The sequence below is a fragment of the Micromonospora sp. NPDC049201 genome (assembly GCF_055586805.1).
Genome location: NZ_JBVJHM010000001.1, coordinates 93,725 through 118,167, shown reverse-complemented (window position 1 = coordinate 118,167; position 24,443 = coordinate 93,725). Strand labels below are relative to the sequence as shown.

18 protein-coding genes are annotated in these 24,443 nt (G+C 69.2%); 11 read left to right on the top strand and 7 right to left on the bottom strand.

The window, feature by feature from the left end; all coding sequences use genetic code 11:
• Window positions 1–260: 260 nt before the first annotated feature.
• The gene (locus ACZ6O5_RS00420) at window positions 261–1,073 is read left to right on the top strand and encodes a TIGR03084 family metal-binding protein (RefSeq protein ID WP_405090068.1); all 813 of its coding nucleotides are present in this window, start codon (window positions 261–263) and stop codon (window positions 1,071–1,073) included.
• Between the two features lie 353 nt (window positions 1,074–1,426).
• Complete coding sequence (locus ACZ6O5_RS00415; RefSeq protein WP_465973683.1) at window positions 1,427–2,323, top strand: helix-turn-helix domain-containing protein; 897 nt, start codon at window positions 1,427–1,429, stop codon at window positions 2,321–2,323.
• A gap of 73 nt (window positions 2,324–2,396) precedes the next feature.
• Here the strand turns inward: ACZ6O5_RS00415 and ACZ6O5_RS00410 are convergent, their stop codons facing one another.
• The gene (locus ACZ6O5_RS00410) at window positions 2,397–2,846 is read right to left on the bottom strand and encodes an SCP2 sterol-binding domain-containing protein (protein WP_465973681.1); all 450 of its coding nucleotides are present in this window, start codon (window positions 2,844–2,846) and stop codon (window positions 2,397–2,399) included.
• A 299-nt stretch (window positions 2,847–3,145) separates the two neighbouring features.
• Between ACZ6O5_RS00410 and ACZ6O5_RS00405 the strand changes: the two genes are divergently transcribed.
• The 7 genes from ACZ6O5_RS00405 (at window position 3,146) to acs (ending at window position 12,328) form a co-directional block, all read left to right on the top strand.
• Window positions 3,146–3,676 carry a DUF5987 family protein gene (locus ACZ6O5_RS00405; RefSeq protein WP_465974309.1) on the top strand — a complete coding sequence of 177 codons (531 nt, stop codon included), beginning with the start codon at window positions 3,146–3,148 and terminating at the stop codon, window positions 3,674–3,676.
• Window positions 3,673–5,310 carry an FAD-dependent oxidoreductase gene (locus ACZ6O5_RS00400; protein ID WP_465973679.1) on the top strand — a complete coding sequence of 546 codons (1,638 nt, stop codon included), beginning with the start codon at window positions 3,673–3,675 and terminating at the stop codon, window positions 5,308–5,310. Before ACZ6O5_RS00405 ends, ACZ6O5_RS00400 begins: the two co-directional genes overlap by 4 nt.
• Before the next feature lie 70 nt (window positions 5,311–5,380).
• Window positions 5,381–6,469: a carboxymuconolactone decarboxylase family protein gene (locus tag ACZ6O5_RS00395; RefSeq protein ID WP_465973677.1), complete on the top strand. Its 1,089-nt coding sequence runs from the start codon at window positions 5,381–5,383 to the stop codon at window positions 6,467–6,469.
• A gap of 502 nt (window positions 6,470–6,971) precedes the next feature.
• A complete protein-coding gene (locus tag ACZ6O5_RS00390; protein ID WP_465973675.1) occupies window positions 6,972–7,397 on the top strand; it encodes an SgcJ/EcaC family oxidoreductase in 426 nt (141 codons plus the stop codon).
• A gap of 193 nt (window positions 7,398–7,590) precedes the next feature.
• Entirely contained in the window at window positions 7,591–8,931 is a 1,341-nt protein-coding gene (locus tag ACZ6O5_RS00385) for an extracellular solute-binding protein (RefSeq protein WP_465973673.1), read from the top strand.
• Between the two features lie 457 nt (window positions 8,932–9,388).
• On the top strand, window positions 9,389–10,207 hold the full coding sequence (locus tag ACZ6O5_RS00380) for a methyltransferase domain-containing protein (protein WP_465973671.1): 819 nt from the start codon (window positions 9,389–9,391) through the stop codon (window positions 10,205–10,207).
• A gap of 141 nt (window positions 10,208–10,348) precedes the next feature.
• On the top strand, window positions 10,349–12,328 hold the full coding sequence (gene acs / locus ACZ6O5_RS00375) for an acetate--CoA ligase (RefSeq protein WP_465973669.1): 1,980 nt from the start codon (window positions 10,349–10,351) through the stop codon (window positions 12,326–12,328).
• Window positions 12,329–12,564: 236 nt separating this feature from the next.
• Here acs and dpgD read toward each other — a convergent pair whose 3' ends face one another.
• Window positions 12,565–13,356, bottom strand: coding sequence for an enoyl-CoA-hydratase DpgD (gene dpgD / locus ACZ6O5_RS00370; protein WP_465973667.1), 792 nt, complete (start codon window positions 13,354–13,356; stop codon window positions 12,565–12,567).
• A complete protein-coding gene (locus tag ACZ6O5_RS00365) occupies window positions 13,353–14,972 on the bottom strand; it encodes an FAD-binding oxidoreductase (RefSeq protein ID WP_465973665.1) in 1,620 nt (539 codons plus the stop codon). The genes dpgD and ACZ6O5_RS00365 overlap by 4 nt, the downstream gene beginning before the upstream one ends.
• A 331-nt stretch (window positions 14,973–15,303) precedes the next feature.
• Here ACZ6O5_RS00365 and ACZ6O5_RS00360 point away from each other — a divergent pair, with 331 nt between their 5' ends.
• Window positions 15,304–16,914, top strand: a complete 1,611-nt coding sequence (locus tag ACZ6O5_RS00360; RefSeq protein WP_465973663.1) for a condensation domain-containing protein — start codon at window positions 15,304–15,306, stop codon at window positions 16,912–16,914.
• A gap of 261 nt (window positions 16,915–17,175) precedes the next feature.
• Here the strand turns inward: ACZ6O5_RS00360 and ACZ6O5_RS00355 are convergent, their stop codons facing one another.
• From ACZ6O5_RS00355 to ACZ6O5_RS00345, 3 genes are all read right to left on the bottom strand, one after another.
• Window positions 17,176–18,165, bottom strand: a complete 990-nt coding sequence (locus ACZ6O5_RS00355; protein ID WP_465973661.1) for an LLM class F420-dependent oxidoreductase — start codon at window positions 18,163–18,165, stop codon at window positions 17,176–17,178.
• Window positions 18,166–18,230: 65 nt separating this feature from the next.
• A complete protein-coding gene (locus ACZ6O5_RS00350; protein ID WP_465973659.1) occupies window positions 18,231–19,781 on the bottom strand; it encodes a 4-hydroxyphenylacetate 3-hydroxylase family protein in 1,551 nt (516 codons plus the stop codon).
• A gap of 732 nt (window positions 19,782–20,513) precedes the next feature.
• Window positions 20,514–21,806, bottom strand: a complete 1,293-nt coding sequence (locus tag ACZ6O5_RS00345) for an MFS transporter (protein ID WP_465973657.1) — start codon at window positions 21,804–21,806, stop codon at window positions 20,514–20,516.
• A 584-nt stretch (window positions 21,807–22,390) separates the two neighbouring features.
• Between ACZ6O5_RS00345 and ACZ6O5_RS00340 the strand changes: the two genes are divergently transcribed.
• Entirely contained in the window at window positions 22,391–22,978 is a 588-nt protein-coding gene (locus ACZ6O5_RS00340; RefSeq protein WP_465973655.1) for a dihydrofolate reductase family protein, read from the top strand.
• 121 nt (window positions 22,979–23,099) lie between these two features.
• Here ACZ6O5_RS00340 and ACZ6O5_RS00335 read toward each other — a convergent pair whose 3' ends face one another.
• Complete coding sequence (locus ACZ6O5_RS00335; RefSeq protein WP_465973653.1) at window positions 23,100–24,221, bottom strand: acyltransferase family protein; 1,122 nt, start codon at window positions 24,219–24,221, stop codon at window positions 23,100–23,102.
• Between the last annotated feature and the right edge of the window lie 222 nt (window positions 24,222–24,443).

Here is a 24,443-nt window from a genome sequence, read left to right as displayed (position 1 = left end):
CAGGCGGTTCCGATCGGAAAAGCGGATAGGTGACCATGCCCTCAGCATGGGCGCGCCGTACGCGCCACCACGTCTCCGGAAATGCGCAGCGGTCGAAGAAATGCGCAACCGGGAAGACTCCGCGTTCCGGTGACGGGCACGTCAGCAACGACGGAGATGAATGCCGACAGGGCTCGGTCATGCTGAAATGGACCGCGCCAAGTCCAGGCCCGAATTATTCGTGACGCCGGGGGCGCGGGCTATCCAGAAAGGACTGTCTGTTGCCCGACCATGAGCAGATCATCTCCGCACTGGTCGCCGACGGCGACGATGTCGACCGCCTGGTGGCGAACCTGACGCCGGATCAGTGGGCCCTGCCCACGCCCGCCGACGGGTGGACGATCAGAGACCAGATCGCCCACCTCACGGCCACGTTCCATCTGGCCGGCACCGCCGCGTCCGACCCGGAGGGCTTCGCCAGGATCGCCGCGAAACTGACGCCGGATTTCGACGCCAACGTGCGGGGCGCCATGCAGCGCTTCCTCGACGACCCGCCCGAGGTCCTGCTGGGGCAGTGGCGGGCCGTGCGGGCCGCCGCCGAGAAGGCGCTCGCCGCCGCGCCGCCGGAACAGCCGGTGCCCTGGCTGGTCCGGCCGCTGCCGCCGGGCGTCCTCGCCGCCGCCGGCATGATGGAGTTGTTCGGGCACGGCCAGGACATCGCCGACGCGCTGGGGGTGCGGCGCACGTACACCGACCGGCTGCGGGTCCTGGTGGCGTTCGCGGTGCGGGTCTGGGACTTCGGTTACCTCGCGCGTGACCTGACCCCGCCCGACGTGGAGTTCGGCTTCGACCTCACCGCGCCCTCGGGCGCGCACTGGCGGTTCGGTCCGGACGACGCCGCCCAGCGGATCACCGGCCCCGCGGTCGATTTCTGCCTGCTGGTGACCCGTCGCCGGCACCGCGCCGACCTCGCCGTGACCGCGACCGGTCCGGACGCCGAGTCCTGGTTGGACATCGCGCAGGCGTACCGCGGGCCGGCCGGGTCGGGACGCCGGCCGGGCCAGTTCGACCACATCCCGGCCACCGCCGGCTGATCATCGAGGACGTTTCCATCCGGCCCCGGGGCCCGGGGCCGGTCGACCCGTACGGCATTGTCGTGCGCCTATACCGAAAGCCCCGGCGACCGCATCCGCGTGTCGATTGTGGGCCATACCGCCGGAAAGCGGTCACGCGGTCACAGGGCACGTGAAAGCAATCCTAAAGATGCGCCCCGGCCGATTGGCTCAGAGACTCAGTGGTGGGGCGGCAGGCAGCCGTGGGAGATCGCCACCGAACGGTGGCGGTCTCTTTTCTGAAGCCCCGCGAACCATTTTTGCGCTCATCATGTCGATGCGGTCGTGCGGCACGCTACCCCGGGCGGGATCCCTGGGGAACCGGGGGAGGCGACATGGACAAGGCAATCGAGCAAGCGGTCCACCGGGTCATCAGGTTGATGCGGGAGCGCCTCGGCGAGCCGCTCACGATCGACGACCTGGCCCGCACCGCGATGTTCAGCAAGTTCCACTTCTCGCGGATCTTCCAGCGGGCCACCGGCCTGTCCCCGCGGAAGTTCCTCTCGGCGATGCGGCTCCAGGAGGCCAAGCAGCTCCTCGTGTCGACCTCCCTGAACGTCGTCGACATCAGCCACCGGGTCGGCTACAACAGCGTCGGCACGTTCAGCACCCGGTTCACCAGCAGCGTCGGGGTGTCGCCGACGACCTACCGGCGGTACGGCGGTCTCGTACCGCGGATCGCCGTCGACGACCGGTCGGACGGGGCACGCAGCCCGTCGGCGACCGTCGGCGGCACCATCTCCTCCGCTCCGGACATCCCGCTCGGCCACACGTTCATCGGTCTGTTCCCGCAGCAGATCCCGCAGGGGCGGCCGGTGAGCTGCACCGTGCTCGAGCGACCGGGGCCCTACCTGCTGGACAAGGTACCGCCGGGATCCTGGTTCCTCCTGGTGCACGCCCTGCCGCCCGGCGTGGTCAACGAGCCCGCCGCTCGTGGCGTACGGCCGTACGTGTTACGGCACGGGCCGATCCGGGTCCACGACGACGGCGAGGTCGCCCTGCCCGACCTGGCGCTGCGTCCGCTCCGGCTGCTCGACCCGCCGGTTCTGCTGGCGTTGCAGGACGTCCGGTCGACGGCCCGGCGCATCGTCGAGGCGCGCTCCCGGCAGGGGCACGGGTTCGGCCTGTCCACACCTGGCGAACCCACCACCGACAGGCCGGAACACGGGGGCGTCGGCGGGCACCTCGGCACGGCCACCCGCGCGCCGAGCGACGCGGCCCGCGCCGCCTGACGTCCGGCACCGCGACGCCGTCGGCGCCCCCGGATCCCACCGGGGGCGCCGACGGCGACGGAGCGACCGGGCGTCAGGGCTTCGGAACGTCGAACAGGGTCGGGAACTTGGCGGTCAGCGCGAGGTCGCCGCTGGTCTTCAGCTTGCCGCGCATGACCAGCGCCACCGCGTGCGCGTTTCCGGTGACCAGGTTCAGGAAGTCCACCGCACCGAGCGCCAGGGTCAGCCTGGGTTCCGCGCGGGGCGCCGGCGACAATGCACACGCACCATTCGCGATCACCATTTCATAGGTGTCCGTACCGCCGTCGGGCCGGTCGCCGATGACCCAGTGAATCACCGCGTCGAGAGTGCGCGCCCGATCGGCCCGGAACACCCCGGGCATGCTGCTGAACAGCTCGTCGAGGACGGCCGTACGCCGCTCGCCGTGCATCATCTGGCGCAACTCGGCGGTCGGGGTTTTCTTGACCAGCCGGGCGAACTCGCGCGGATCCATCGTGGCCGGATCGGCGTCATTTACAGCCATAGGAACCCCTCAATGCAAGACGATGTGCGCACTGGTGCTGCTGCCGATTGTTGTGCATCGGTCATGAATGATCCGACTTCGAGGTTGCGTGACCACCGATAACACCGGCGACGCAACGCGGGAGATGCATCAGCCTGTTTATCCCCGCAACGATGGGTCCATCGCGAACGGAACCGCCCACTCTGGTACACGCCCACCGGCCGCCAGAGACTGCGTGCAATCCCGTCCAAACGGCAGCACGACCTACTGGGAGAGACGCCGTGCAACCCGAAGCCCTAGACGCCGATCCGGCGCGCACAATGACAATCGAGGCGTTCGCCGACACGATCATCCCCGGCGAGAAACGTTCGCCCGACGACCGCGCCATCGCCGGCGCCGCTACCGGCGGCGGCGCTGTGGCATCGGGCGCGATCGACCTACTGGAACAGCCCGGTGGCGGCCTGGCGCCCGCCCTGGACGCACTCGCCGTTTCCCTCAACGACCACGCCAGCGAGTACGCGCAGAAGCGCGACCTCGATCTCGACGACGACGTGCCGCCGTTCGTGGCGTTGTCGTTCGCCGACCGCACGGAACTCGTCCAGCTCCTCACCGCCCCGGAGCACCCGGAGCGACAGATGTGGGTGTCCCTCGCGCTGTTCAGCAACATGGCCTTCGACAGCGCCGCGCATCTGGGCACGCTGGACGCGCTCGCCGCCGGCCATCCGGGTCTGCTGAGCATCGGCTACTTCCGGCCGGACACCGACGGTGTCTGGCGCTTTCCCCAGTTCTCCTACGGCCGGCAACTGGCCGACATCCATCCGAACACCACCACGACGGGCAGCCCAGCGTGACCGCTATCGAGTCAACCGACGTCCTCGTGATCGGCAGCGGCTTCGGCGGCGCGATCGCGGCCTACCATCTCGCTGCCGGCGGTGCGCGAGTCACCGTTCTGGAGCGCGGCCCCTGGCTCACCGCCGAGGAGTTCGACCACGACTTCCTGCTCGGCTCGTCCTACACGCGCATCTTCGACTTCGTGGTCGGCGACGGCATGAGCGTGCTCAGCGGCAACTGCGTCGGCGGCGGCAGCGTCGTCTACTTCGCCACCATGCCGCGGGCGCCACGGTTCGTCTTCGAACGCCGGGGCAGCATCGGCCGGCGGATGTGGCCGGCCGCCATCAGCCGGGACACCCTCGAGCCGTGGTACGACCGGGTCGCCGAGGCCCTGCCGGTACGGCTCACCCCCTGGGACCAGGTGCCGTTCGCCGGTGGGCTCTTCGCGGCGGCCTGCGCCCACGCCGGCCGCACCGCGAACCCGGCGCCCTCCGCGATCGACCTCGACCTGTGCACCAACTGCAACTGGATGATGGCCGGCTGCAAGTTCGACGCGAAGCGTTCGCTGCTGCTGAACTACCTCCCGGCCGCGCTCGCGCACGGCGCCGAGATCCGGCCCATGCACGAGGTCCAGTACCTGTCCCGCAACGACGACGGCGGCTACCGGGTGCACTACCGGATCGTCGACGACCTCGACTACCGGGTCCTGCACGACGAGGGCGCCATCGACGCGAAGATCGTCGTGCTGGCCGCCGGCGCGGGCGCCACGCCGGTCATCCTGCAGCGCTCCGAGCCGCGACTGGGCCCGATGCCGCACGCGGTGGGCCGCTACTTCTCCGGCAACGGCGAGCGACTCAACACCGCCGTCTTCGACGAGGACCGGGTACGCGAGGTGCTCGGCCTCAGCCGGGACGGCGGCCAGGCCTACGCCGCCTACCAGATCGGCCGGGGACCCACCGTCGCGAGCTGGGACCAGCTCGACGGCAGCCTCCCGGAGTACGAGCGCTTCTCCCTCGAACAGCTCTACTTCCCGCCGGGGCTCGGCACGATCCTGGCCCAGGCGCCCGACGCCACCGGCCCGACCTGGTTCGGCGTGGACAAGAAGGAGATGATGCAGCGCTGGCAGTCGTGGCTCACCATCTTCACGATGTCCGAGGACGACAACGAGGGCGTCTTCGGGCCGCCGCCCGAGACCGGCAACTCGCACCGGCTCTCGCAGCAGATGCTCGGCAACGGGCCGCTCCGCTACCACCCGACCGCCAACACGTGGCGCGGCTGGTCGCTGTCCGACGCCGCGGTCAAGGACACCCTGGAACGCGACGGGCTCGCCCGCGTCATGCCCTGGACCAACGATCTGGTGGGCGCGTACACCGTGCACCCGCTGGCCTCCTGCCGGATCGGCGACGACCCGGCGACCTCCGCCCTGGACGACGGTCACCAGCTGCGCAACCATCCGGGGATCTTCGTCACCGACGGCTCCGCCGTGCCCGGCGCGCTGACGGTGAATCCGGCGATGACGATCGCGGCCCTGGCCGAGCGGGCCATGCCCGGCATCGTCCGGGCCGCGCAGGAGCGCGGTGTTTCGGTACGCTACGGTGCGCCGTCGCCCGAGGGCGAGACCGCCAGCCGGCGGGCGGTCCCCCGCGCCGCGTAGCTGAGAGGGTGCCGGCGCACCGTGCGCCGGCACCTTGCCGCGATCCATACCACGTGGAAAGAAGTCCGTTGTGGTAACGCTCTTCGCCCGGGCCACCCGGCGGGTGTCGGTGACGCACATCCGCCACGTCGCCCCGGTTTCGCTCCGCGCCGCGACCGGCCTGACCGCCCGGGTGTACCGGCAGATGGAAGCCGACTTCGGCATGGTCGCGCCACCGGTGATGCTGCACGCCGCCGCACCCGACACGCTCGCCGCCTGCTGGTCGCTCCTGCGTGAGACGATGCTCGCCCCCGGCCTGGTCGACCGGTCCGTCAAGGAGGCGGTGGCCGCCGCGGTGTCGTTGGCCAACCAGTGCCCGTACTGCGTCGAGGTCCACGGTGCCGCCCTGGCCGGGCTGCTCCGTGGACCCGACGCGTGGGCCGTCGCCGGAGACCGGTTCGACGACCTCAGCGACCCGGACGTACGGGAGTTGGCGCGGTGGGCCCGGGCCAGCGGGAACCCGTCGGCGCAGGCACGGCATCCGGCGCCGTTCCCACCCGGGCAGGGGCCGGAGCTGATCGGTGTCGCGGTCACGTTCCACTACATCAACCGGATGGTGAACGTCTTCCTGCAGGACTCCCCGATGCCGCCGGCTCCCGCCCCGGTGCTGCGGGTGGTCCGGCGGGTCACCGCCCGGCTCATGCGGGGAATGGCGAGCCGGCACTCCGACCCCGGTCGGTCCGCCGACCTCCTGCCCGATGCTCCGCTCCCGGCCGACCTCTCCTGGGCCGCCGGGCCACCACACATCGCCGGCGCGGTGGCCCGGGTCGCCGCCGCGATCGACGCCGGTGGGGCGCGGAGCGTGCCGGAGCGGGTCCGCCGGTTGGTGTCGGCTCAGCTGGCCAGCCGGACGCCCGAGCCGGCCGGGCTCGGCGGTGACGCGCCGTGGAAGTCGGCGGTCGCCGAACTCCCGGAGAGCGAGCGGCCCGCCGCGCGGCTGGCGTTGCTGGCCGCGCTCGCGTCCTACCGGGTCACCGACTCGGTCATCGAGGACTTCCGCGCCCAGGGCCACGACGACCGCGCGATCATCGAGCTGACCTCCTGGGCGAGCTTCGCGGCAGCCCGGCAGATCGGCGCCGAACTGTACCGCGACCTCGCCTCGGGCACGAGCCCGCGGTGACCCGCCGGGCGGCCGGTCCCCCGTCACCGGCCGGTCCCGGCCCGGCGGAGCGGCCCGGCCCGCGGCCCTGATCGCACCGTCACGCCGGGTCGCCACCGGAGGCCGGCCTCGTACGCGCCGCACGCGGCCCGCGAGGCCCGGTGGTCCCGGTCGACGCCGGGCAGCCGGACCGTGGCCGGGATCCGGCGCGGCGGGACACCCGTACCCGGGCGGATCCGCCGGTGCGGAAATTCGCCGTCACCGCCGTTGGATCAGGAACGCGCCGCCATCTGACGGTCGGCGCAGAAGTCGCATTCCCATCCGCTCCCGACGCGATTCGGATCGCCTGCTCCATGCCGATGACCGGCGCCATCGGGCGCGGCAACACCGAAGATGCAACGAAGTGGTCGCGGTGCGATTGTCGTTACGTCGGCAGCCGTTGTCCGCGCCCGAATACGCCGACGCCCACCCCTCACGCCACGGCCGAACGGGCCGCCACCGGCCTCATGGAAGCGAGAACCGCATGACGACGAATTCCGCACCGACCGGCGCCATGACCGCGGACCAGGAGGAAATCGCCGCCCTCCCCGCCCGCATGATCAAGACGTGGGCGGCGCATGACGCCGACGGTTTCGCCGATCTGTTCGTCGAGGACGGAACGCTCATCCTGCCCGGCGTGTACAAGAAGGGCCGCGCGGAGATCCTGGAGTTCATGGCGGCCGGATTCGCGGGCCCCTACAAGGGCACCCGGGTGACCGGTCAGCCCATCGACATGAAGCCGCTCGGTCCCGGCGCGGTCGCCCTGATCAGTCAGGGCGGCGTCATCCCGGCCGGCGAGACGGAACTCCCGGACACGGCCGCGATCCGCGCCTCGTGGATTGTCGTGAAGCGCGACGGGCAGTGGCGTCTCGCCGTCTACCAGAACTGCCCGCGCAACCGTCCGGAGTAGCCCGACCGAGCCCGGGTGTCGCGGCAGCCGGCGCGGTACGTCCCTCGGCCGACCGCCGCCGTCCGGCGTCCCGCCCCGGGCTCCCCGCAAAGTCGGAGTTGCGGCCCGTGCCGTGCCGCTGGGACGCTGGCCCGAGCCAACTTCTCGTCACCATAGAAATTGACCCACAACGATAATGACGGAGGGTTGACATATGGCCACGAAGACCGGTATCAGCGTGTGGTTGAGCGATCCCGCCAGTTACCGGATGGCGGATCAGCCGGACATCGCGGTGGCCGCTGCCCGCGAGTTCAACGAGAAGCACCCGGAATATCTGGTCGAAATCAAGCCCCACGACTTCTACACGATGCCCGAGGCCGTGACGCGAGCCGTGGAGGAGGGGAATCCGCCCGATGTCGCGGAATTCCACTTCACGCTGACGCGGACCATGATGGACACACTCAAGAGCGACGGCACGCCGCTGTTCACGTCCATCGACCAGGCCATCGCGGGGCGGACCGAGATCCTCGGCGAACCGGTCATGTTCGACGACATGCTGCCCACGGCGCGGGAGTTCTTCCGCTACGCCGGCGAGCTGGTCTCCGTGCCCCGGACGGCGTCCACCCTGGTGCTCTACGCCAACATGAGCATTCTCAACCGCGCCGGCGTGACCAAGCCCCCGCGCACCTGGCGCGAGGTGGAGGCCGCGTGCGAGGCGGTGGCGAAACTCCCCGACGGGCCCTCGCACGGCATCGCCTGGCCGAACTGCTACTGGTTCTTCCTGCAGTCCGTCGCCCAGCAGGGCGGTCTGATCGCCGACCACGACAACGGCCGCTCGGCGCGGCCGGAGAAGGTGAACCTCGCCTCGGACGAGATGATGGCCTACGTCGAGTGGTGGCGACGCCTCCACCGGAACGGCCACTATCTCTACACCGGGACGGCAGGCGACTTCCTCGGTTGCTTCAAGGCGTTCGAGAACCAGGAGATCGCGCTTCTCATCACGTCATCCGTCGACGCCACCCACCTGATCCAGCGCGGTGAGCGGAACGGGTTCATCGTCGCGGCCGGCCGCATGCCGTACAACGACGAGGTCCCTTTCGCGGGCAACAGCCTCGGCGGGTTCTCGCTCTTCCTCGCCTCGGGTCTCAGCAAGGAGAAGCAGGACGGCGCGCTGGCCTTCATGCAGTACCTGAACAGCCCGCGCTACGTCGCGGAGTGGGCCAAGCTGCACTGGCGCATCCCCATCACCAAGCCGGCGCTCGACGCACTCGACGCCGAGGACTGGTTCGCCCGCAACCCCAATCTGCAACCGGCCAGTGAGCAGGCGGCGGAGACGGACGGCTCGCCGGCGTCGCTCGGACCCCTCATGGGCGACCACGCCGCGATCGTCGCCAAGCTGGTCTCCGCGATGCAGGCCGTCCTGGTCGACGACGCCGACCCGGCCGTCGCGTTCGGCAAGGCGAGCGAGGAGGCTCAGCAGATTCTTGAGGCCTACCACGCGTACGTCGACGGGCCGCCGCGTCGGACCCCGCGCGACTACACCGTCAGCATCTGATTTCGCGCCACCGTCGTAGCCGCCGGGCGGCATCGCAGACGAGTCGCCACCTTCCAGATATCTGGAGGGTGGCGACGGCGCTTTCACCGATCGACCGGTCACCGGAGCCGGCCGGCCGGCGGCCGCGACGTCACCCGGCCACCCCCGGCGCCGCTCGACAATTCCCGCACGGTCGGAGATGCCCGCCGGCGATGTTGCGGCTGGACTGAGATAGCACGTCGAAACCGTGAAAGGAGCTTCCACCATGACGACGTCGCCGGGGAGCCTCTCCACCTGGGCGCGACCGATCGTCGCACCGCCCTGAGTGGACCCCGGGAACACGGACACCACAGTGGATGGTTTCCGGCCCACCCCTGACGCGCCGGCGTGCCGAGCGGGGGTACGTCGACATCCGAGCAACGGATCCACACCCATCCGGCCGCGCCGCGGCCTCGACCAACGAGGGAAGTCAGCATCGATGATTCTCGAGGACCAGTACTTTCTTGGCTACCGGAGCGCGGAGCACGATCGCCTGCGGGCGCAGGCGGAGGACTTCCGGTCCGAGGCGGCATGGTTGTTCGACCAGGTTGGTCCGCTCGACGGTAAGCACGTCGTGGAGCTCGGCGTGGGACCCCGTGGCTGCCTCGACGAGTTGGCCCGACGGGTGGGACCGAGCGGGTCCGTCATCGGCGTCGAGCGCGACGCGGAGTCGGTCGAGCTCGCGCGCAAGTTCGTGGTGGACCGCACGCTGGACAACGTCGAGGTGCGCCACGGCGACGCGCGTGCGACGGGCCTCCCCGGCGACAGCTTCGACCTCGTCACCGAGCGACTGATCCTGCACAACGTGCCTCGGCCCGAGGAGATCGTCACCGAGGCGGTACGGCTCGCCCGCCCGGGCGGCTGGGTCGCGTTCCACGAGGGCGACCGGGTGGGGCAGGTGTGCGACCCGCCCGCCGAGTCGTGGACCCGGCTCATGGAGGTCTCCCAGCGGTACGCCGACCTCAACAAGATCAACCTGTTCGTGGGCAGGCGGATGCCCAACCTGCTCCGCGGCGCCGGCCTCGTCGACGTCCAGGTGCGGCCCGTCGTCTACATCGACCACGAGCCCGGACACGAGCGGCGGATGGTCCTCGCCGACTTCGCCGAGAACCTGCGGGACCGGCTCATCGCGAGTGAGCTCATCACCCGGGAGGAGTTCGACGAGCTGCACACGGCGTTGAGCAGTCACCTCGCCGATCCCGGCACCAGCGTGATCTCTCACCTGTACGTGCAGGCCTGGGGCCGCAAGCCCGAGTGACCGCGTCCTGGTCCAGCGGAAGCCGGCCCGCGACGGCCCCGCTGGACCATCCCGGGCGTCCCCGCACGGTAGAAGATGACCACCGGCAGTGTTGCGGCTGGACTGGGGTGGCGCGCCGACGCCCCGAGAGGAGCTGCCACCATGACCACGCCGCTGGAGAATCTCTCCACCGAGACGCGAACCTTCGCCCCACCACCTGACCTGGCCGCCCGAGCCAACGTCACGGCGGACACCTACGACGACGCCGCCGCCGACCCGCCGGCGTTCTGGGCCCGGCAGGCGGAGCGGCTCACCTGGGCGCGGGAATGGGAGCAGGTCCTCGACTGGAGCAATCCGCCGTTCGCCAAGTGGTTCGTCGGCGGTGCGCTCAACATCGCCTACAACTGCGTGGACCGCCACGTCGAGGCGGGCCGGGGCGACAAGGTCGCCATCCACTGGGTGGGCGAGCCCGGCGACACCCGCACGATCACCTACGCGGACCTGCTCAAGAGCGTCAGCCAGGCGGCGAACACGCTGACCGAACTCGGTGTGACGGCCGGCGACCGAGTGGCGATCTACCTGCCGATGATCCCGGAGGCCGTGGTCGCGATGCTGGCCTGCGCCCGCGTCGGCGCCCCCCACAGCGTCGTCTTCGGGGGCTACTCGGTGGACGCGCTGGCCACCCGGATCGAGGACGCGGGCGCGAAGGTCGTCATCACCGCGGACGGTGGTTACCGGCGCGGGGAACCGTCGGCGCTCAAGCCCATCGTCGACGACGCCGTCGCCCGGTGCGCCAGCGTCGAGCACGTGCTCGTCGTCCGCCGGACCGGGGAGGACGTCACCTGGGGCGAGCGGGACCTGTGGTGGCACGAGACGGTCGAGCAGGCCGACGACAGGCACGAGCCGCAGGCGTTCGACTCCGAGCACCCGCTCTTCATCCTCTACACCTCGGGCACCACGGGTAAGCCGAAGGGCATCCTGCACACCAGCGGTGGATACCTGACCCAGGTCTCGTACACCCACTGGGCCGTCTTCGACCTCAAGGCCGACACCGACGTGCACTGGTGCGCCGCCGACATCGGCTGGATCACCGGACACTCGCACATGGTCTACGGTCCACTGTCGAACGGCGCCACCGAGGTCATGTACGAGGGCACCCCGGACACCCCGCACCCGGGCCGGTTCTGGGAGATCGTCGACAGGTACAAGGTCAGCGTCCTCTACACCGCGCCCACCCTGATCCGCACCATGATGAAGTGGGGCAGCGACATCCCGGCCAAGTACGACCTGTCGTCGCTGCGCATCCTCGGCAGCGTCGGCGAGCCGATCAACCCCGAGGCATGGATGTGGTACCGCGAGCACATCGGGCACGACCGGACCCCCGTCGTGGACACCTGGTGGCAGACCGAGACCGGCGGGATGATGATTTCGCCGCTGCCCGGCGTGACCGCCACGAAGCCCGGCTCGGCGATGGGCCCGCTGCCGGGCATCTCCGCCGACGTGGTCAACGACGACGCCGAGTCGGTGCCGAACGGCGGGGGCGGCTTCCTGGTGCTCCGCAAGCCGTGGCCGGCGATGCTGAGGACCATCTGGGGCGACGACAAACGCTTCGTCGACACCTACTGGTCCCAGTTCGGCGCCGGCGCCAACGCCGGTGACGAATGGGTCTACTTCGCCGGTGACGGCGCGAAGCGCGACGAGGACGGCGCCTTGTGGCTGCTCGGCCGGGTCGACGACATCATGGTCATCTCCGGCCACAACATCTCCACCACCGAGGTCGAATCCGCGCTGGTGTCGCACCCGGCGGTCGCCGAGGCGGCCGTGGTGGGCGCGGCCGATCCCACCACCGGCCAGGCCATCGCCGCCTTCGTCATCGCCCGCAGCACCGTGGAGACCGCCGGCGAGAGTGGTGACCAGCTCAAGGCCGACCTGCGCAACCATGTCGCCAAGACGCTCAGCCCGATCGCGAAACCCCGTTCGATCATCTTCGTGGGCGAGCTGCCCAAGACCCGTTCCGGCAAGATCATGCGACGCCTGCTGAAGGACGTCGCCGAGAATCGCACGTTGGGCGACGTCAGCACGCTGATGGACTCGACGGTCATGGACATGATCCGGGCGGGGTCCGGAACCGCCGAGGACTGAGCCGGGACCCGTACGACGCGCCGTCGAGGCGCTCCGCGCCACCGGCGCCGGCGGTATCGCCGGCGCCGGTGCGCCGCGTGGACCTCAGCCGGCCGGGAGCGCGGCGGAAGCCGGGAGGGCGCCGGCCGCGGCGTGAACCGGAACGATCTTCGTCCCGTCCAGGATCCTGGACGGGACGAAGATCGCGGACCGGGCACCCCGGCCGTGGTGACCGGGCGGGCGTCAAGCCCGAACGCTCAGCGTCCCCGCCAGACCGGGTCCCGCCGCTGGGTGAAGGCGAGCGGACCCTCGGTCGCGTCGGCACTGTGCATGCGCTGCTCCTCCCAGGCGTAGCGGGTGGCGAAGGCGTCGGCGAGGCTCCGGGTCGCGGCGGTGGCCGCGGCCTCCTTGATCGCACGCACCGACAGGGGGGCACAGCGCAGGATGTCCTCGACCCAGCTCGCCACGCTCGCGTCGAGTTCGGCGGCCGGCACCACCTCGTTGACCAGTCCGAGCTCGTAGGCGCGGGCGGCGTCGAACCGGCGGCCGGTGATCAGGTGTCCGACCGCGACCCGGTAGGGCACCTGCCGGGTCAGCCGGAAGACTCCGCCCGCCCCGGGGATCAGACCGAACCTGGCCTCGGTGAGCCCGAAGACCGACCGGTCCGAGGCGATGATGACGTCACAGGCCAGGGCCAGCTCGCAACCACCGCCGAGGGCGTACCCGTCGACCCGGGCGATCAGCGGTTTGGCGAGGCCGAACCGCTCGGTCAGCCGGGGCCAGCCCGGCTTCCCCCGGCTGCCGAAGGTGGACGGCGTGGCCCGGCCCTGCTCGGTCAGGGCCACCAGTTCCTTGAGGTCCTGGCCGACCGAGAAGGCGCGCTCACCCGCTCCGGTGAGCACGCCGACCCAGATGTCGTCATCGGCTTCGAAATCGTCCCAGATCTCGGCGAGTTCCTCATGCGTACGCAGGTCCATGGCGTTCAACACATGCGGCCGGTCCAGGGTGATGTAGGCGACCCGTTCCTCTTTCCGGTACCGAACGGTCACCTCGGCACGATCGACAGAGCGTGGTGGAACACGTTCCGCGGGTCGTACCGCTTCTTGATCTGCTGCAGACGCGGGTAGTTGGACTTGTAGTAGAGCTCCGCCCACGACGTCCCGGACGTGTTCCAGGCCGGGTCGGCGAGATCGGCGTCGATGTAGTTGATGTAGCTGCCGCCATTGATCGCGTTCGGCACCGGCACCCCGCCCGTCTCCGAGAAGACGTCCCGGTAGAACTCACGAATCCACTTGATGTTCTTCGCGTCGTCGGCGGGCGAGGTCCACCGGCCACCGGTGAAGTACACCCGCAGGACGCAGTCGCGGTCCGCCGTCGCGGTCGCGTCCGAGGCCACCGCGTTGATTCTGCCGCCGTATCCGGACATGGTGAGCGCGGCGCCCGCGTTCGTGGGCTCCGGGTCGGTCAGCCGACGGTAGATGGTCGCGAGCTGGCTGTCCGAGAATCCCTTGCGCAGGTTGGCAGCCTTGTCCTTGGAACGCGAGTCCGGCTCGCTCTGCCAGTTCCGGTCGTCCAGGTACGGCGCGAACTCGGTGGTGTCCGACGCGGGCTGCACGCCCACCCCGGACATGACCGCCTCGACGTGTGCGTCGACGAGGGCCTGGGCATTCGGCACCCCGCTGTCGACACCCACGATGAAACCGACCGGCCCGGCCGACTTGTGGAAGGTGAAGAACCCACCCCACAGATTCGCGTTCGGCGAGTCGGGCGCGCTGTTCTGCTCGTACCAGTTGGTGTAGTTCCGGAAGAACTTCAGGAACGAGGTGCGGTCCAACTGGTCCCAGGACATCACGACCGCTCGCCGGATCATGGTCGCGGGCGCCCGGGGCAGCAGGTCGGCGGGATCGGTGGAGTCGGTGCCCGGACGTCGCATCCAGTAGCGCGTCACGACGCCGAAGTTGCCGCCTCCGCCACCGGTGTGCGCCCACCACAGGTCCCGGTTGGGGTCTCCCTCGTCACGCGTCGCGACGACGATCCGGGGCTTGCCCGACTTGTCGACGGTCACGACCTCCACGGCGTACAGGTAGTCGGCCGCGAGACCGTACCGGCGCGACAGGAAGCCGTAGCCGCCGCCGGCGATGTGGCCGCCGACGCCCACGCCGGGGCAGATTCCGCCCGGAATGGTGACGGCCCACCCCTTGACCAGGGTGTCGTACACCTTGCCGAGTGTCGCGCCGCTCTCGATGGCGAACGCCCGCCGCTTGGGGTCGTAGTAGATATCCGACATCTGCGAGAGGTCGATCAGTTCCTGAATGTCAGGAGAGGAGGTGAGGTTCTCGAAGGAGTGGCCGCCGCTGCGAACCGCAAAACGCTTGTTCGCGGCGACGGCAGCACCGACGACCTCGGCGACCTGCTTCGCGTTGTAGACCAGGTGCACATTCTGCGGGCTGCCCTCGAAACGCCTGTTCCACGGCGTGATGAGGCTCGGATAACGCGGGTCGTTGGTCCCGACCACCACCGCGCCGGGCGACGCGCACTGCGCACTCGCTGACGATCCTGCGTGGATAGCCGGCGGCGCCGCACTCGCGCTGTTCCCGGTCAGCCCAACGGTGATCCCCCCGGCAACCGCACCTGCTAGCAGCCCACGGCGACTTAAATCCGCCATTTTTTGTTCCCCCCATCGTCACAGTGACGGGGTATATGAGAACAGCGAGGTCACACGGGGGTCTACTTCAAAATTGCTCTGTGTGGCGATTCAGCTAGCTCTTTTGGAGGTGTATCGCGAAGGGCCGGCCTGCGACAGTGACATGCACAGGTGGCTTCTGACGTGTGCCCCGACGCCCAATTAAGGCTGAATGCGAAGGAGTCGGGCGGCTGTGACACCGAGCATCAATGACCGGGTGACGCCGACCAGCCGTCGCGCCCCGACACCCACCACCCGGCGCCGGCTTGACCACCAGTTCGTTGAACGCTAATCCACCCTCTAAGGAGCGGGCATGACGCAGCGAGAAGACCTGCGAAGCGACCCCAACGGGGCACTCTCAACGGACGAGCACCCGCGCGGCGAGACAGAGAGCACCATCGCGCGGATATTCGGCGAGATGCTCGGCATTTCCAGCCTGCCGCGCATGGCGTCCTTCTTCGATCTGGGCCTTGACTCCGTAGCGGTGACCGTCGCGTGCGCCCGGTTGGAACAGGCGACCGGGATCCGGGTCCGGTTCACCCAGCTCTTCCGGACCCCGACCGTCGCGCAGCTCGCGACGTGGATCGACGCCCACGACAGCGGGAACGGCGCGCCCCGCACCTCGGTCGCGCCACCGGCCGAGCGCAACGCCGAGCTCGTGGCGATCACCCCCATGCAGGCGCACACCGTCCCGATGGACATCGTGCCGCGGTTCGCCTGGTGGTTCGACGGCCAGGTCGACGATGTGGCGCTCGCCGCCGCCGCCACCGACGTGCACCGCCGACACCAGGCCCTGCACGCCAAGTACCTCTACGAGCCGGATCTCGGCCTCGCCGAGGTGCCGGCCGATCCGGGCCAGGCACGGTTCCAGCGGCTACCGGAGCAGGACGACGACGGCGCGGCGGGCGACGCGCTCTGGGAGGCGCTGGAGCACCCGCTGCACATCGACCAGGGCGAGGTCTGGCGGTGCGTGATCGTGCACAGCAGGCAGAGCAGTCGCACCCTGTTCGGGGTGGCCGCACACCACGCCGCGTTCGACGGCCGTTCGCTGGAGATCATGACGGCGGAGCTGTCGGCGGCCTACTCCGCCCGCGCGGCCGGGAGGGCGCCGCAGTGGTCCGGCAGAACCGCGACGCTCGCCGAGATGGCCGCGGACTACCGTCACCAGCTCAGGACGCAGGACGCCGAGGCCCAGCGCCGGTACTGGCTCAACGAACTCCGCGACCTCCCGCCCTGTCGCCTTCCCGGGCGCAAGGACGGGCCGACGGAGCCGAGCGGACCCGCGGCCGACTTCTCCTTCACCGTCTCGAAGACGCGGCTGCGGGCGTGGGACGACTACGCCAGCGCCAACGGCATGCCGCCGTCGGTGGGGATGGTGGCGGTGTACGTCCAGTCCCTCATCCGGGCGGGCGCCCCGCACGACCTCGGCCTGATGGTGTCGATCGGGAACAAGGCCGGCGCGATGATCGACGCGACGATCACCACCCGGGTCGGCAACATCCTGCTGCGGCCGAACGGGCCGTTCCGGTCGGGCCCGCACCTCCTCGCCCGCATCCGTGACTCGTACCTCCAGGGCATGGCCGCGCGCGACGTCCTGCTGGACATGAAGCAGATGGCCAGCATCCTGGGCGCGTTCGGCGGACTGGAGGCCATGTTCATCGGCAAGCCGGCCGTGGTCTACAACTCCGTGCCGACGCTCAGCCTCGGCAGCGTTCCCGGCGTGATGGACTCCCGGAACGACGACTGGACGGCGTCCGTGCACGACTTCGTGCTCGAGGTCCTGCCCGTCCCCGACGGCCTGGAGATGCACCTGGTGGTGCGGACCGACCTCTACGAGGGCAGCCTCGCCAACGAGCTCGGCAAGCACTTCGCCGACATCATCGACAACGGGCCGAAGCAGCTCGAAGTGGAGACCGCGGGCTGACCGACGTCCCGAGGTCGGGCGCCACGTGCCGGTGGCCGCTCGACGACGAGGTCTCCGGCGGCGGGGTCATCGACGAAGATGAACCCCGCCACCGGAGACCTCGTGGCCTGCACGGGGGTGGCGAACGGCACGACCTGGTGCACGGCCCCCGGTGCGACCGGCCGGGCCGCCCCCGCCTCCCGCGCCGCCGAACCTGACGGTGCCGCCGGCGGACCCCGAAGGGCTCCGCCGGCGGCCGACCACCTGCCGTGGGGACGACGCCTAACCGATCAACTCCGGTATCACCTTGCCGGCGAACAGGTCCATGCTCGTCCGGTCGTAGGCGGCGTCCGCGAAGTAGGCGATCACGTAGCCGACCCCGGCGTCGGCCGCCTCGCGCAACCGCTCGACGATCTGCTCGGGCGTCCCGACCAGGCCACGGCGGAACTCGCCGAGCCAGGATTCGAGCGCCTCGGGCGGCATCAGCGGCTCGTAGTGGGACCTCCTCCGCGCCATGCTGTCGGCGACGTCCTTCTCGGTCTCGCCGATGGTCACGAGGTAGTAGGCCGAGCGGGTGATCGCGTCGAAGTCGGTGCCCACGTCCTTGCAGTGCTGGGCCAGGACCCGGGACTTGTGCGCGAACTCGTCCAGGCTCAACGGCCCGAAGTTCGTGTACTGCGCGTACTTCGCCGCGGTCCGCAGCGTCTTCTTCTCGCCGGCGCCACCGATCCACAACGGGATCCCACCGGCCTGTAGCGGAAGCGGATTGCTGACCGCACCATCGAGCTGGTAGTGGCGTCCCGCCAGCGTGGCCGTGCCGGTCGTCCACAACTGCCGCATGATCTGCGCGCCCTCGTCGAGCATGCCGAGCCGATCGGCGACGCTGGGGAAACCGTAGCCGTAGCCACGCCATTCGTCCTCGAACCAGCCCGCGCCGAGGCCGACGTCCAACCGGCCGCCGCTCATCACGTCGACGCAGGCCGCCATCTTGGCCAGGTACGCCGGATTCCGGAAACCTATGCACGTGCACAACTGCCCGAGCCGCACCCGGGAGGTGCAGACCGCGAACGCCGCCATCATCGACCACGCTTCGAACGCCGACTCGTTGCTCGGCGCCGTTATGGTGAGAAAGTGGTCGCTGACCCAGATCGAATCGTACGGCCCGGCGTCGGCGGCCTGGGCGATGTCACGAATCGTGGACCACTGCTCGGCCACCGGTATGTTGACGAGGTCGAGACTGTAGCCCTGCGGCAAGTGCACACCAAATCGCATGTTCAGACCCTTTCTATCGACATACCCGGATGCTTTCCCCGCGCGCCGGGGTGCCACGGCCGCGCTCACCCGTTGAGCGTCCGGTCCCGCACCTCGTGGAGATCGTCGAACGACGACAGGTCGGGCACCGTCCAACCGTCCAGGTCGTACTCGGAGAGGCACTCCTGCGCGAAGGCCTTGTAGTCGTCGATCTCGCCGCTCGCGAGCTGCGCCGAGAGCATCTCGACCCGGGTGTTCTCGTGATTGCCCGCGTAGTTGCGCTCGTAGAGTTCGTGCCGCCCGCCGAACTCGGTGCCGACGGCGTCCCACAACAGCTTCATGACCTTCATGCGCTCGACCGCGTCGCTGCCGTCGGAGCCGCGGAGATACTGGTCCAGGTACGGCCGGATCTCCGGGTTCTTGAAGTCCTCGGCGCTGGAGTTGATGTAGATCAACCCGCTGGCGACGTCCTGCTGGATGATCTCCTTGATCCTCGGGTAGCCGATCTGCATGAACCACCGGTATGCCATCCCGTACCGCGGGTTGGGCAGGACCGCGCCGTTGTGCCAGGGCACCGGGTTGCGGGCCGCCGCGTCCGAGAACGCCCAGAACAGGTTGCGCCAGGCCAGCACCTCACCGATCCGGGTCTGCACGCCACGGAAGTCCTTGGCGCCGGTGAGTTCCACCGCCCGCGCGAGCAGGCCGGCGATGAACTCGAGTTTCACCGCCAGGCGGGTGCAGCCCTGGAACGTGAACCGCTCGGAGAAGCCCGACCGGCTGGGGAACAGTTGGACCTTTCCCAGATGGCCGTAGATGAACACGTTCTCCCACGGGATGAGCACCTTGTCCATCACGAGAATGGTGTCGTTCTCGTCCAGCCGGGAGGAGAGCGGGTAGTCGAACGGGCTACCCATCAGTGCCGCGCTGGCCGTGTAGGACGGACGGCAGATCAGCTTCAGCCCGGGCGCCCCCATCGGAACGGTCGCCACGAGCGCGAACTTCTTGTCCTTGATCGGCAGGCCGTAGTGCGCGATGAAGTTGTAGTGCGTCAGCGCCGAGCCGGTGGCGACCACCTTGGCGCCACTCACGACGAGCCCGGCGTCGGTCTCCTTCTCCACGTGCACGAAGACGTCACCGACCTCGTCCGGGGAGCGGTTCCGGTCGACCGGTGGATGCGCGATCGCGTGGTTCCAGTAGAGGACCTTCTCCTGGGACTCCGCGTACCACCGCCGCGCGTTCTCCTCGAACGGTTTGTAGAAGTCGGCGTTCGCACCGAGCGTGCCCAGGAAGGCCGCCTTGTAGTCGGGGCTGCGCCCCATCCAGCCGTAGCTCATCCGGGCCCAGGCGGCGATGGCCTGCTGGTGCTCGACCAGGTCCTCCGCCGAGCGGGGTGTGGTGAAGAACTTGTGGGTGAAGCCGTCGCTGCCCGTGTCGGTGGGCGAGGTGAGCACGTCACGCTTGCGCGGGTCGTGCAACGCGTCGTAGAGCCGCGCGGTCATCCGTACCGGGTTGTAGAACGCAGGATGACTGGTCATGTCCTTCACGCGCTCACCGTAAAGATACAGACAGCGGTCGTCACGCAGCGATTCGATGTATTCGGCGCCGGTCATCGGCCGCGTTTTCCGCGGTTCATGCATCTTCTCTTGATCCGCCATTTCGTTCCTCCGAACAGGCGATCGTCGACTGAGCATCAGGGCGTGAGGAAACTGCATGCTGGGCGGCGTTTGACGCTCGAACGGGCGCTCCTCGGATCGGCAGGCGAGACGGCAGGAACCGGCTCTCTCGCACCAGTGGGGAGCCGGCCGCGCGGTCAGACGTCGGAAATGACGGCCACACCGCCGATTCTTCGCGAACTTTCGGGTAAGCGCATCTTCTGTGTTGCAGAGTGCTCCCCCGAAGCGCCGGCCACCGGAAAGATTCCTGTCGGCAGCGGAGAAGTAATCCGCGCCCGCGTCGCCGGGTATGCTGCGCTGATTCGAGTCAGGAACGCCCGGCCGAGGGGCGCGCACCCGCAAACCTCGTCCACCATTGTGATGCCCCGGGGCGCAGCCCCGCACACTGGGCCGCCCTCATCGCGCACAAGACAACGCGTGGCCGCCCGGCTTGCCGGCGCGGCGTGCTCGGGAGTGTCCACCACGCCGCACCGGCGACGCGGCGGCCCGCGAAGGTCAGCGGAGCCGGGCCCTCGCCCGCACGGTCTCCGGGCTTGCGCGGTTGGGTTCGGTCAGCCGCCACCTCGGCGATCGGCTGGTCTGTCTCGCGGACGACCCGGGAGTCCCGCACGGGACTCCCGGGTCGAACCGCCACCTCTTCTCCAGGGACCGTGATCAGGTCGCCGGATTGTGCACTTCTGGCCGGATCAGATCACCTCAGTCGGCTACGGCCGGCGCTACCTCCGGAGCAGCCGGCGAGGCCGCCTTCTCCTCCGACGGCTTGTCCTCCTCGGGCCTGGTCCGCTCCCCCCACCGCGCCACGGCGGGCGCCAACAGGCCCACCAGGGCGAAGAACACGCCGATGCCGACCAGACCAGGCCGGCCGAGGGTCAGGATGAAGCTGAGGAACAGCAGCGGGGCGAACGCCTCGCCGATGCCGGAGCCGATCCCGAGGAAGCCCATGTACTGCCCCTGTGCGTGCGCCGGCGGCAGGCCGAAGTTCAGGGCGAAGGAGCCCGCCATGTACCACAGCTCGCCGTAGGTGTGCACGAGGACGGCCGCGACCAGCAGGAGCACCGCGGCCCAGCCGGGAAGCCCGCTCGCGAAGCCCATCCCGGCGCAGCTGAACAGGAGGAGCGCTCCGGCGCGCCGGATCGCAACGCCACCCTGCCGGACCGTCTTCACCTTGTTGCCGACGCGGACCATGAACAAGACGATCAGCGTGTTGTTGATGATGTAGAAGACCGCAACCGTCCAGGTCGGAGCGTTCGTGGCATCGACCACCCACAACGGCAGCAGCATGTTGATCATGAAGAGCTGGAGGTTCATGGCGCCGGCGATCGCCGTCCACGCGACGAAGGGCCGGTCGGACAGCACACCCCAGCGGGACGCGGTTTCCGGCTTCGGCAACGGCTCGTAGTCCGGCAGCCGCATGAAGACCAGCAAGGCGCCCAGGAAGCTGAGCGCGTCGAGGGCGATCATCAGGTGGTACGCGGTCGGCGTACCGATCTGGATCACGACGGCACACCCGGCGGTGCCCAGGCCCATGGCGACGAACTGGATCGCGTGCACCTGGGCGCGGAAGCCGACCGCCTCGTCGCCGGCCACCCGACGCAGCAGCGATTCGGACGCCGCCACGGACGCCTTCATCGCCAGCATGTCGAGGGTGGTGGCGATGACAAGTTGGGTGAAATTGTCGATGAAGATGAATGTGGTAGCCGTCAGGGCCTGGATCACCAGCATGACCTTGACGGTCTTCACCGGACTCCACCGGTCGGCCAGGTTGCCGACTGGGACACCGCTGACCAGGCTGATGGCGACGCCGATGGTGAGAGCGAGACCCACCTGCGTGGCGGGCAGCCCCACGATTCGGGTGAAATACAGGCTCATACTGACGACCAGCAGCCCGAACCCGAACATGTTGATAAAGGTGCCCAGCGCGTAAACCCGCTTCGGCCCATCCTCGGGAACAAGGGAGCGAAGCTCCTTGATCGGGTTAAACCTCGGCATGCAGTACCACCATCTCTCGCCGTCCGCCAGCGGATGCTACCTATTGGAACCAGACCTTACTACCTTTTAGGCACGGAACCTCCGGCACAACTTCCAGATTGCTCTCCCCAACAGATGAAACGCTCTCCGGTTCGCCTCCCGCCTATTGCGCGGCGGCCTCCCCGAGCAAGCCGCTGACCTGGAAGAAGACAAAGAAGAGTGGCGGGATTCCCACCCATCCGACGCTTCTCCCCTTTGTCGCGAGCCCGACTCGACCCCATCGCGACCGCCCGGCGCGGCGGCGAGTCGGCCGCGCCACTCACCACTGCGCGAGTCAGGTCGGGTTGACACACCGCCCGAAATCTGACAAAGAGTCCAAGCTTCTGCATACACTCATCCCGCCCAAGTAGTAAATATGGGAGGGCAACTCCGGCACGCCCACCGCGCCTCATCAATGGGGCCGGCGGAGGGGCGCGGCCGGAGGTCCCGAGTGGATCCCCGAGCGTCGGCGCACCCACCACGAGGGTTCGCACCAGACGTGCACCAGGTGGACGCCGCGCCGCCGGAGGTCCGGGTGGTGGCAACCGATCATCGAGAGGTGGAGCATGGCAAAGCTGATCTACGTGACGAACGTGTCGCTCGACGGCTACATCGAGGACGAACGCGGCGACTTCAACCTGTTTCCGGTCGATGACGAGGTGTTCGTGTGCTACACCGACATCGTGCGGTCGGCGGGCACCTTCCTCTACGGACGGCGGCAGTACGAGGCGATGGCCGTCTGGGAGACCAATGACGCGCTGGCCGCGCAGTCCGACCTCACCGCCGAGTTCGCCAACGCCTGGCAGGCGGCGAGCAAGGTCGTCTACTCCGGGAGCCTCTCCTCGGCGTCGACCGCCGACACCACTGTCGAGCGTCGTTTCGACCCCGGCGCGGTCAAGGAGATGAAGGCCGCGTCCGACAGCGACCTCACCATCGGAGGCGCCAATCTCGCGATGCAGGCCTTCAAGGCCGGGCTGGTCGACGAGTGCCAGCTGTTCGTCCTGCCCGTCGCCGTCGGTGGGGGCAAGCCGGGACTGCCGACCGGGATGCGTACCGACCTCGATCTCGTCGACGAGCGCCGGTTCCGCAACGGCGTGGTGCACCTGCGCTACCGCCCTCGCGAGCAGGAGGCGCCAGCCCGATCCGCACAGTGACCCACCGGCGTGGCCAGACAGTCGTACGGTCGGGGTCGACGCGGACGCCCTCAGCGTCACCCTCGTCGACCCCGACCGCCCCGCCGGCCCGCTCCACGACCCGGCGGCCACAGACAGGCGATCAGTGGACCGCGGCCGGAGCCTCCGTTGGTCGGGTTCGTCCCGGCCGGCCCCACCGCCGCATCACCGGACGCTCCACCAGGGAGTACAGGAGCCAGGCGACGAGCACACAGGCCAGATAGGAGCCGATGAGGAACGCGAACGCGGGCAACGTGGCGAACGGCCGCGAGGTGAACATCCCGCCCAGGCCCCACTGGTGGTTGAACGCGGCCTGAAGGGAGAAGAACACCGTGATGTGGACCAGATAGAAGGCGTACGAGATCTCGCCCAGGAAGACCATGACGCGGGTGTTGAACAGCGTCCGGCGCCCGGCGAGGTCCGCCGCGGCCGTGCCGGTGATCGCCAGGGCGAGCGGGATGAGGAACGCCGTCTGGTACCCCTCCTCGAACAGCTTGAGCGGCAGGGTCGCCACGTAAGCCGCCGCCACCACCGCCGCGATGATCGACGGCCTGATGTTCGGCCAGCGGCCCGTGATCAGGATCCTGGCCATGACCATCCCGACCACGAACTCGAACATCCGGGTGACCGGGAAGTAGTAGATGAACCACAGCTGCGGCCAGGAGAGCGAGGCGGAGATGGGGGTCGCCGGGCTGTCGGGCAGGAGCAGCCGCGAGAGCACCGGCATGAGCAGGGCGGCAAGGGCGGCCAGCCCGGCGTACAGCCACAGCCGGCTGGGCCGGATCCGGTTGATCAGGATCAGCAGGAGCGGGAAGCACAGGTAGAACAGCAGCTCCACTGACAACGTCCAGGTCGGCGGGTTCACCGCGAGGAGCTGGTAGTCGAAGCTCGGCACCCACGCCTGCATGAGCGGCAGGTTGGCCAGCGCCTCGGGCCACAGGATGGCGCGCCCGGCCACGAACATCAGGACCAGCAGAATGGCGTAGACCACGAGGTGGTTCGGGAAGATCTTGAAAAACCGGCGTCGGTAGTAGTTCTTCAGGCCGTCGCGCGGCTTGCCCGACCAGGTGAGGATGAAGCCGCTCAGCACGAAGAAGAACATGACGCTCAGCGGGCCCAGGTTGCGGGAGAACTCGTTGTAGGCGTTCTGCACGCCCTGGTCGGAGAAGAGCGGCTGGAACATCGCGTGGTGGATGAACACCAGGGTCGCGGCCACGGTCCGCATCGCCGTCAGGGAGGGGAGTCTGATGCCCGGAGGTGTCGGGGAATCCGTTGCCCCGTCCACCCTTTCTTGCACTGTCATCGGCGGCTGTCCTTTCGCTCCGGCCGAGGATCCCACGCGTCCGGCGCGACCACGTCTTCGTAAATGCGTTCATGTCAGCGCGCGGGCGGGGCCGGGGCGGCGGGCCGACGAACGTGACGTGGATCGATGCCGGTCATCCGATCG

Bases quoted from the DNA above. Each gene is read 5' to 3' on its own strand.
- ACZ6O5_RS00415 (WP_465973683.1), top strand. From the start codon at position 1,427: ATGGACAAGGCAATCGAGCAAGCGGTCCACCGGGTCATCAGGTTGATG.
- ACZ6O5_RS00410 (WP_465973681.1), bottom strand. From the start codon at position 2,846: ATGGCTGTAAATGACGCCGATCCGGCCACGATGGATCCGCGCGAGTTC.
- ACZ6O5_RS00405 (WP_465974309.1), top strand. From the start codon at position 3,146: ATGACAATCGAGGCGTTCGCCGACACGATCATCCCCGGCGAGAAACGT.
- ACZ6O5_RS00390 (WP_465973675.1), top strand. From the start codon at position 6,972: ATGACGACGAATTCCGCACCGACCGGCGCCATGACCGCGGACCAGGAG.
- ACZ6O5_RS00385 (WP_465973673.1), top strand. From the start codon at position 7,591: ATGGCCACGAAGACCGGTATCAGCGTGTGGTTGAGCGATCCCGCCAGT.
- ACZ6O5_RS00380 (WP_465973671.1), top strand. From the start codon at position 9,389: ATGATTCTCGAGGACCAGTACTTTCTTGGCTACCGGAGCGCGGAGCAC.
- acs (WP_465973669.1), top strand. From the start codon at position 10,349: ATGACCACGCCGCTGGAGAATCTCTCCACCGAGACGCGAACCTTCGCC.
- ACZ6O5_RS00365 (WP_465973665.1), bottom strand. From the start codon at position 14,972: ATGGCGGATTTAAGTCGCCGTGGGCTGCTAGCAGGTGCGGTTGCCGGG.
- ACZ6O5_RS00360 (WP_465973663.1), top strand. From the start codon at position 15,304: ATGACGCAGCGAGAAGACCTGCGAAGCGACCCCAACGGGGCACTCTCA.
- ACZ6O5_RS00355 (WP_465973661.1), bottom strand. From the start codon at position 18,165: ATGCGATTTGGTGTGCACTTGCCGCAGGGCTACAGTCTCGACCTCGTC.
- ACZ6O5_RS00350 (WP_465973659.1), bottom strand. From the start codon at position 19,781: ATGCATGAACCGCGGAAAACGCGGCCGATGACCGGCGCCGAATACATC.
- ACZ6O5_RS00345 (WP_465973657.1), bottom strand. From the start codon at position 21,806: ATGCCGAGGTTTAACCCGATCAAGGAGCTTCGCTCCCTTGTTCCCGAG.
- ACZ6O5_RS00340 (WP_465973655.1), top strand. From the start codon at position 22,391: ATGGCAAAGCTGATCTACGTGACGAACGTGTCGCTCGACGGCTACATC.
- ACZ6O5_RS00335 (WP_465973653.1), bottom strand. From the start codon at position 24,221: ATGCGGACCGTGGCCGCGACCCTGGTGTTCATCCACCACGCGATGTTC.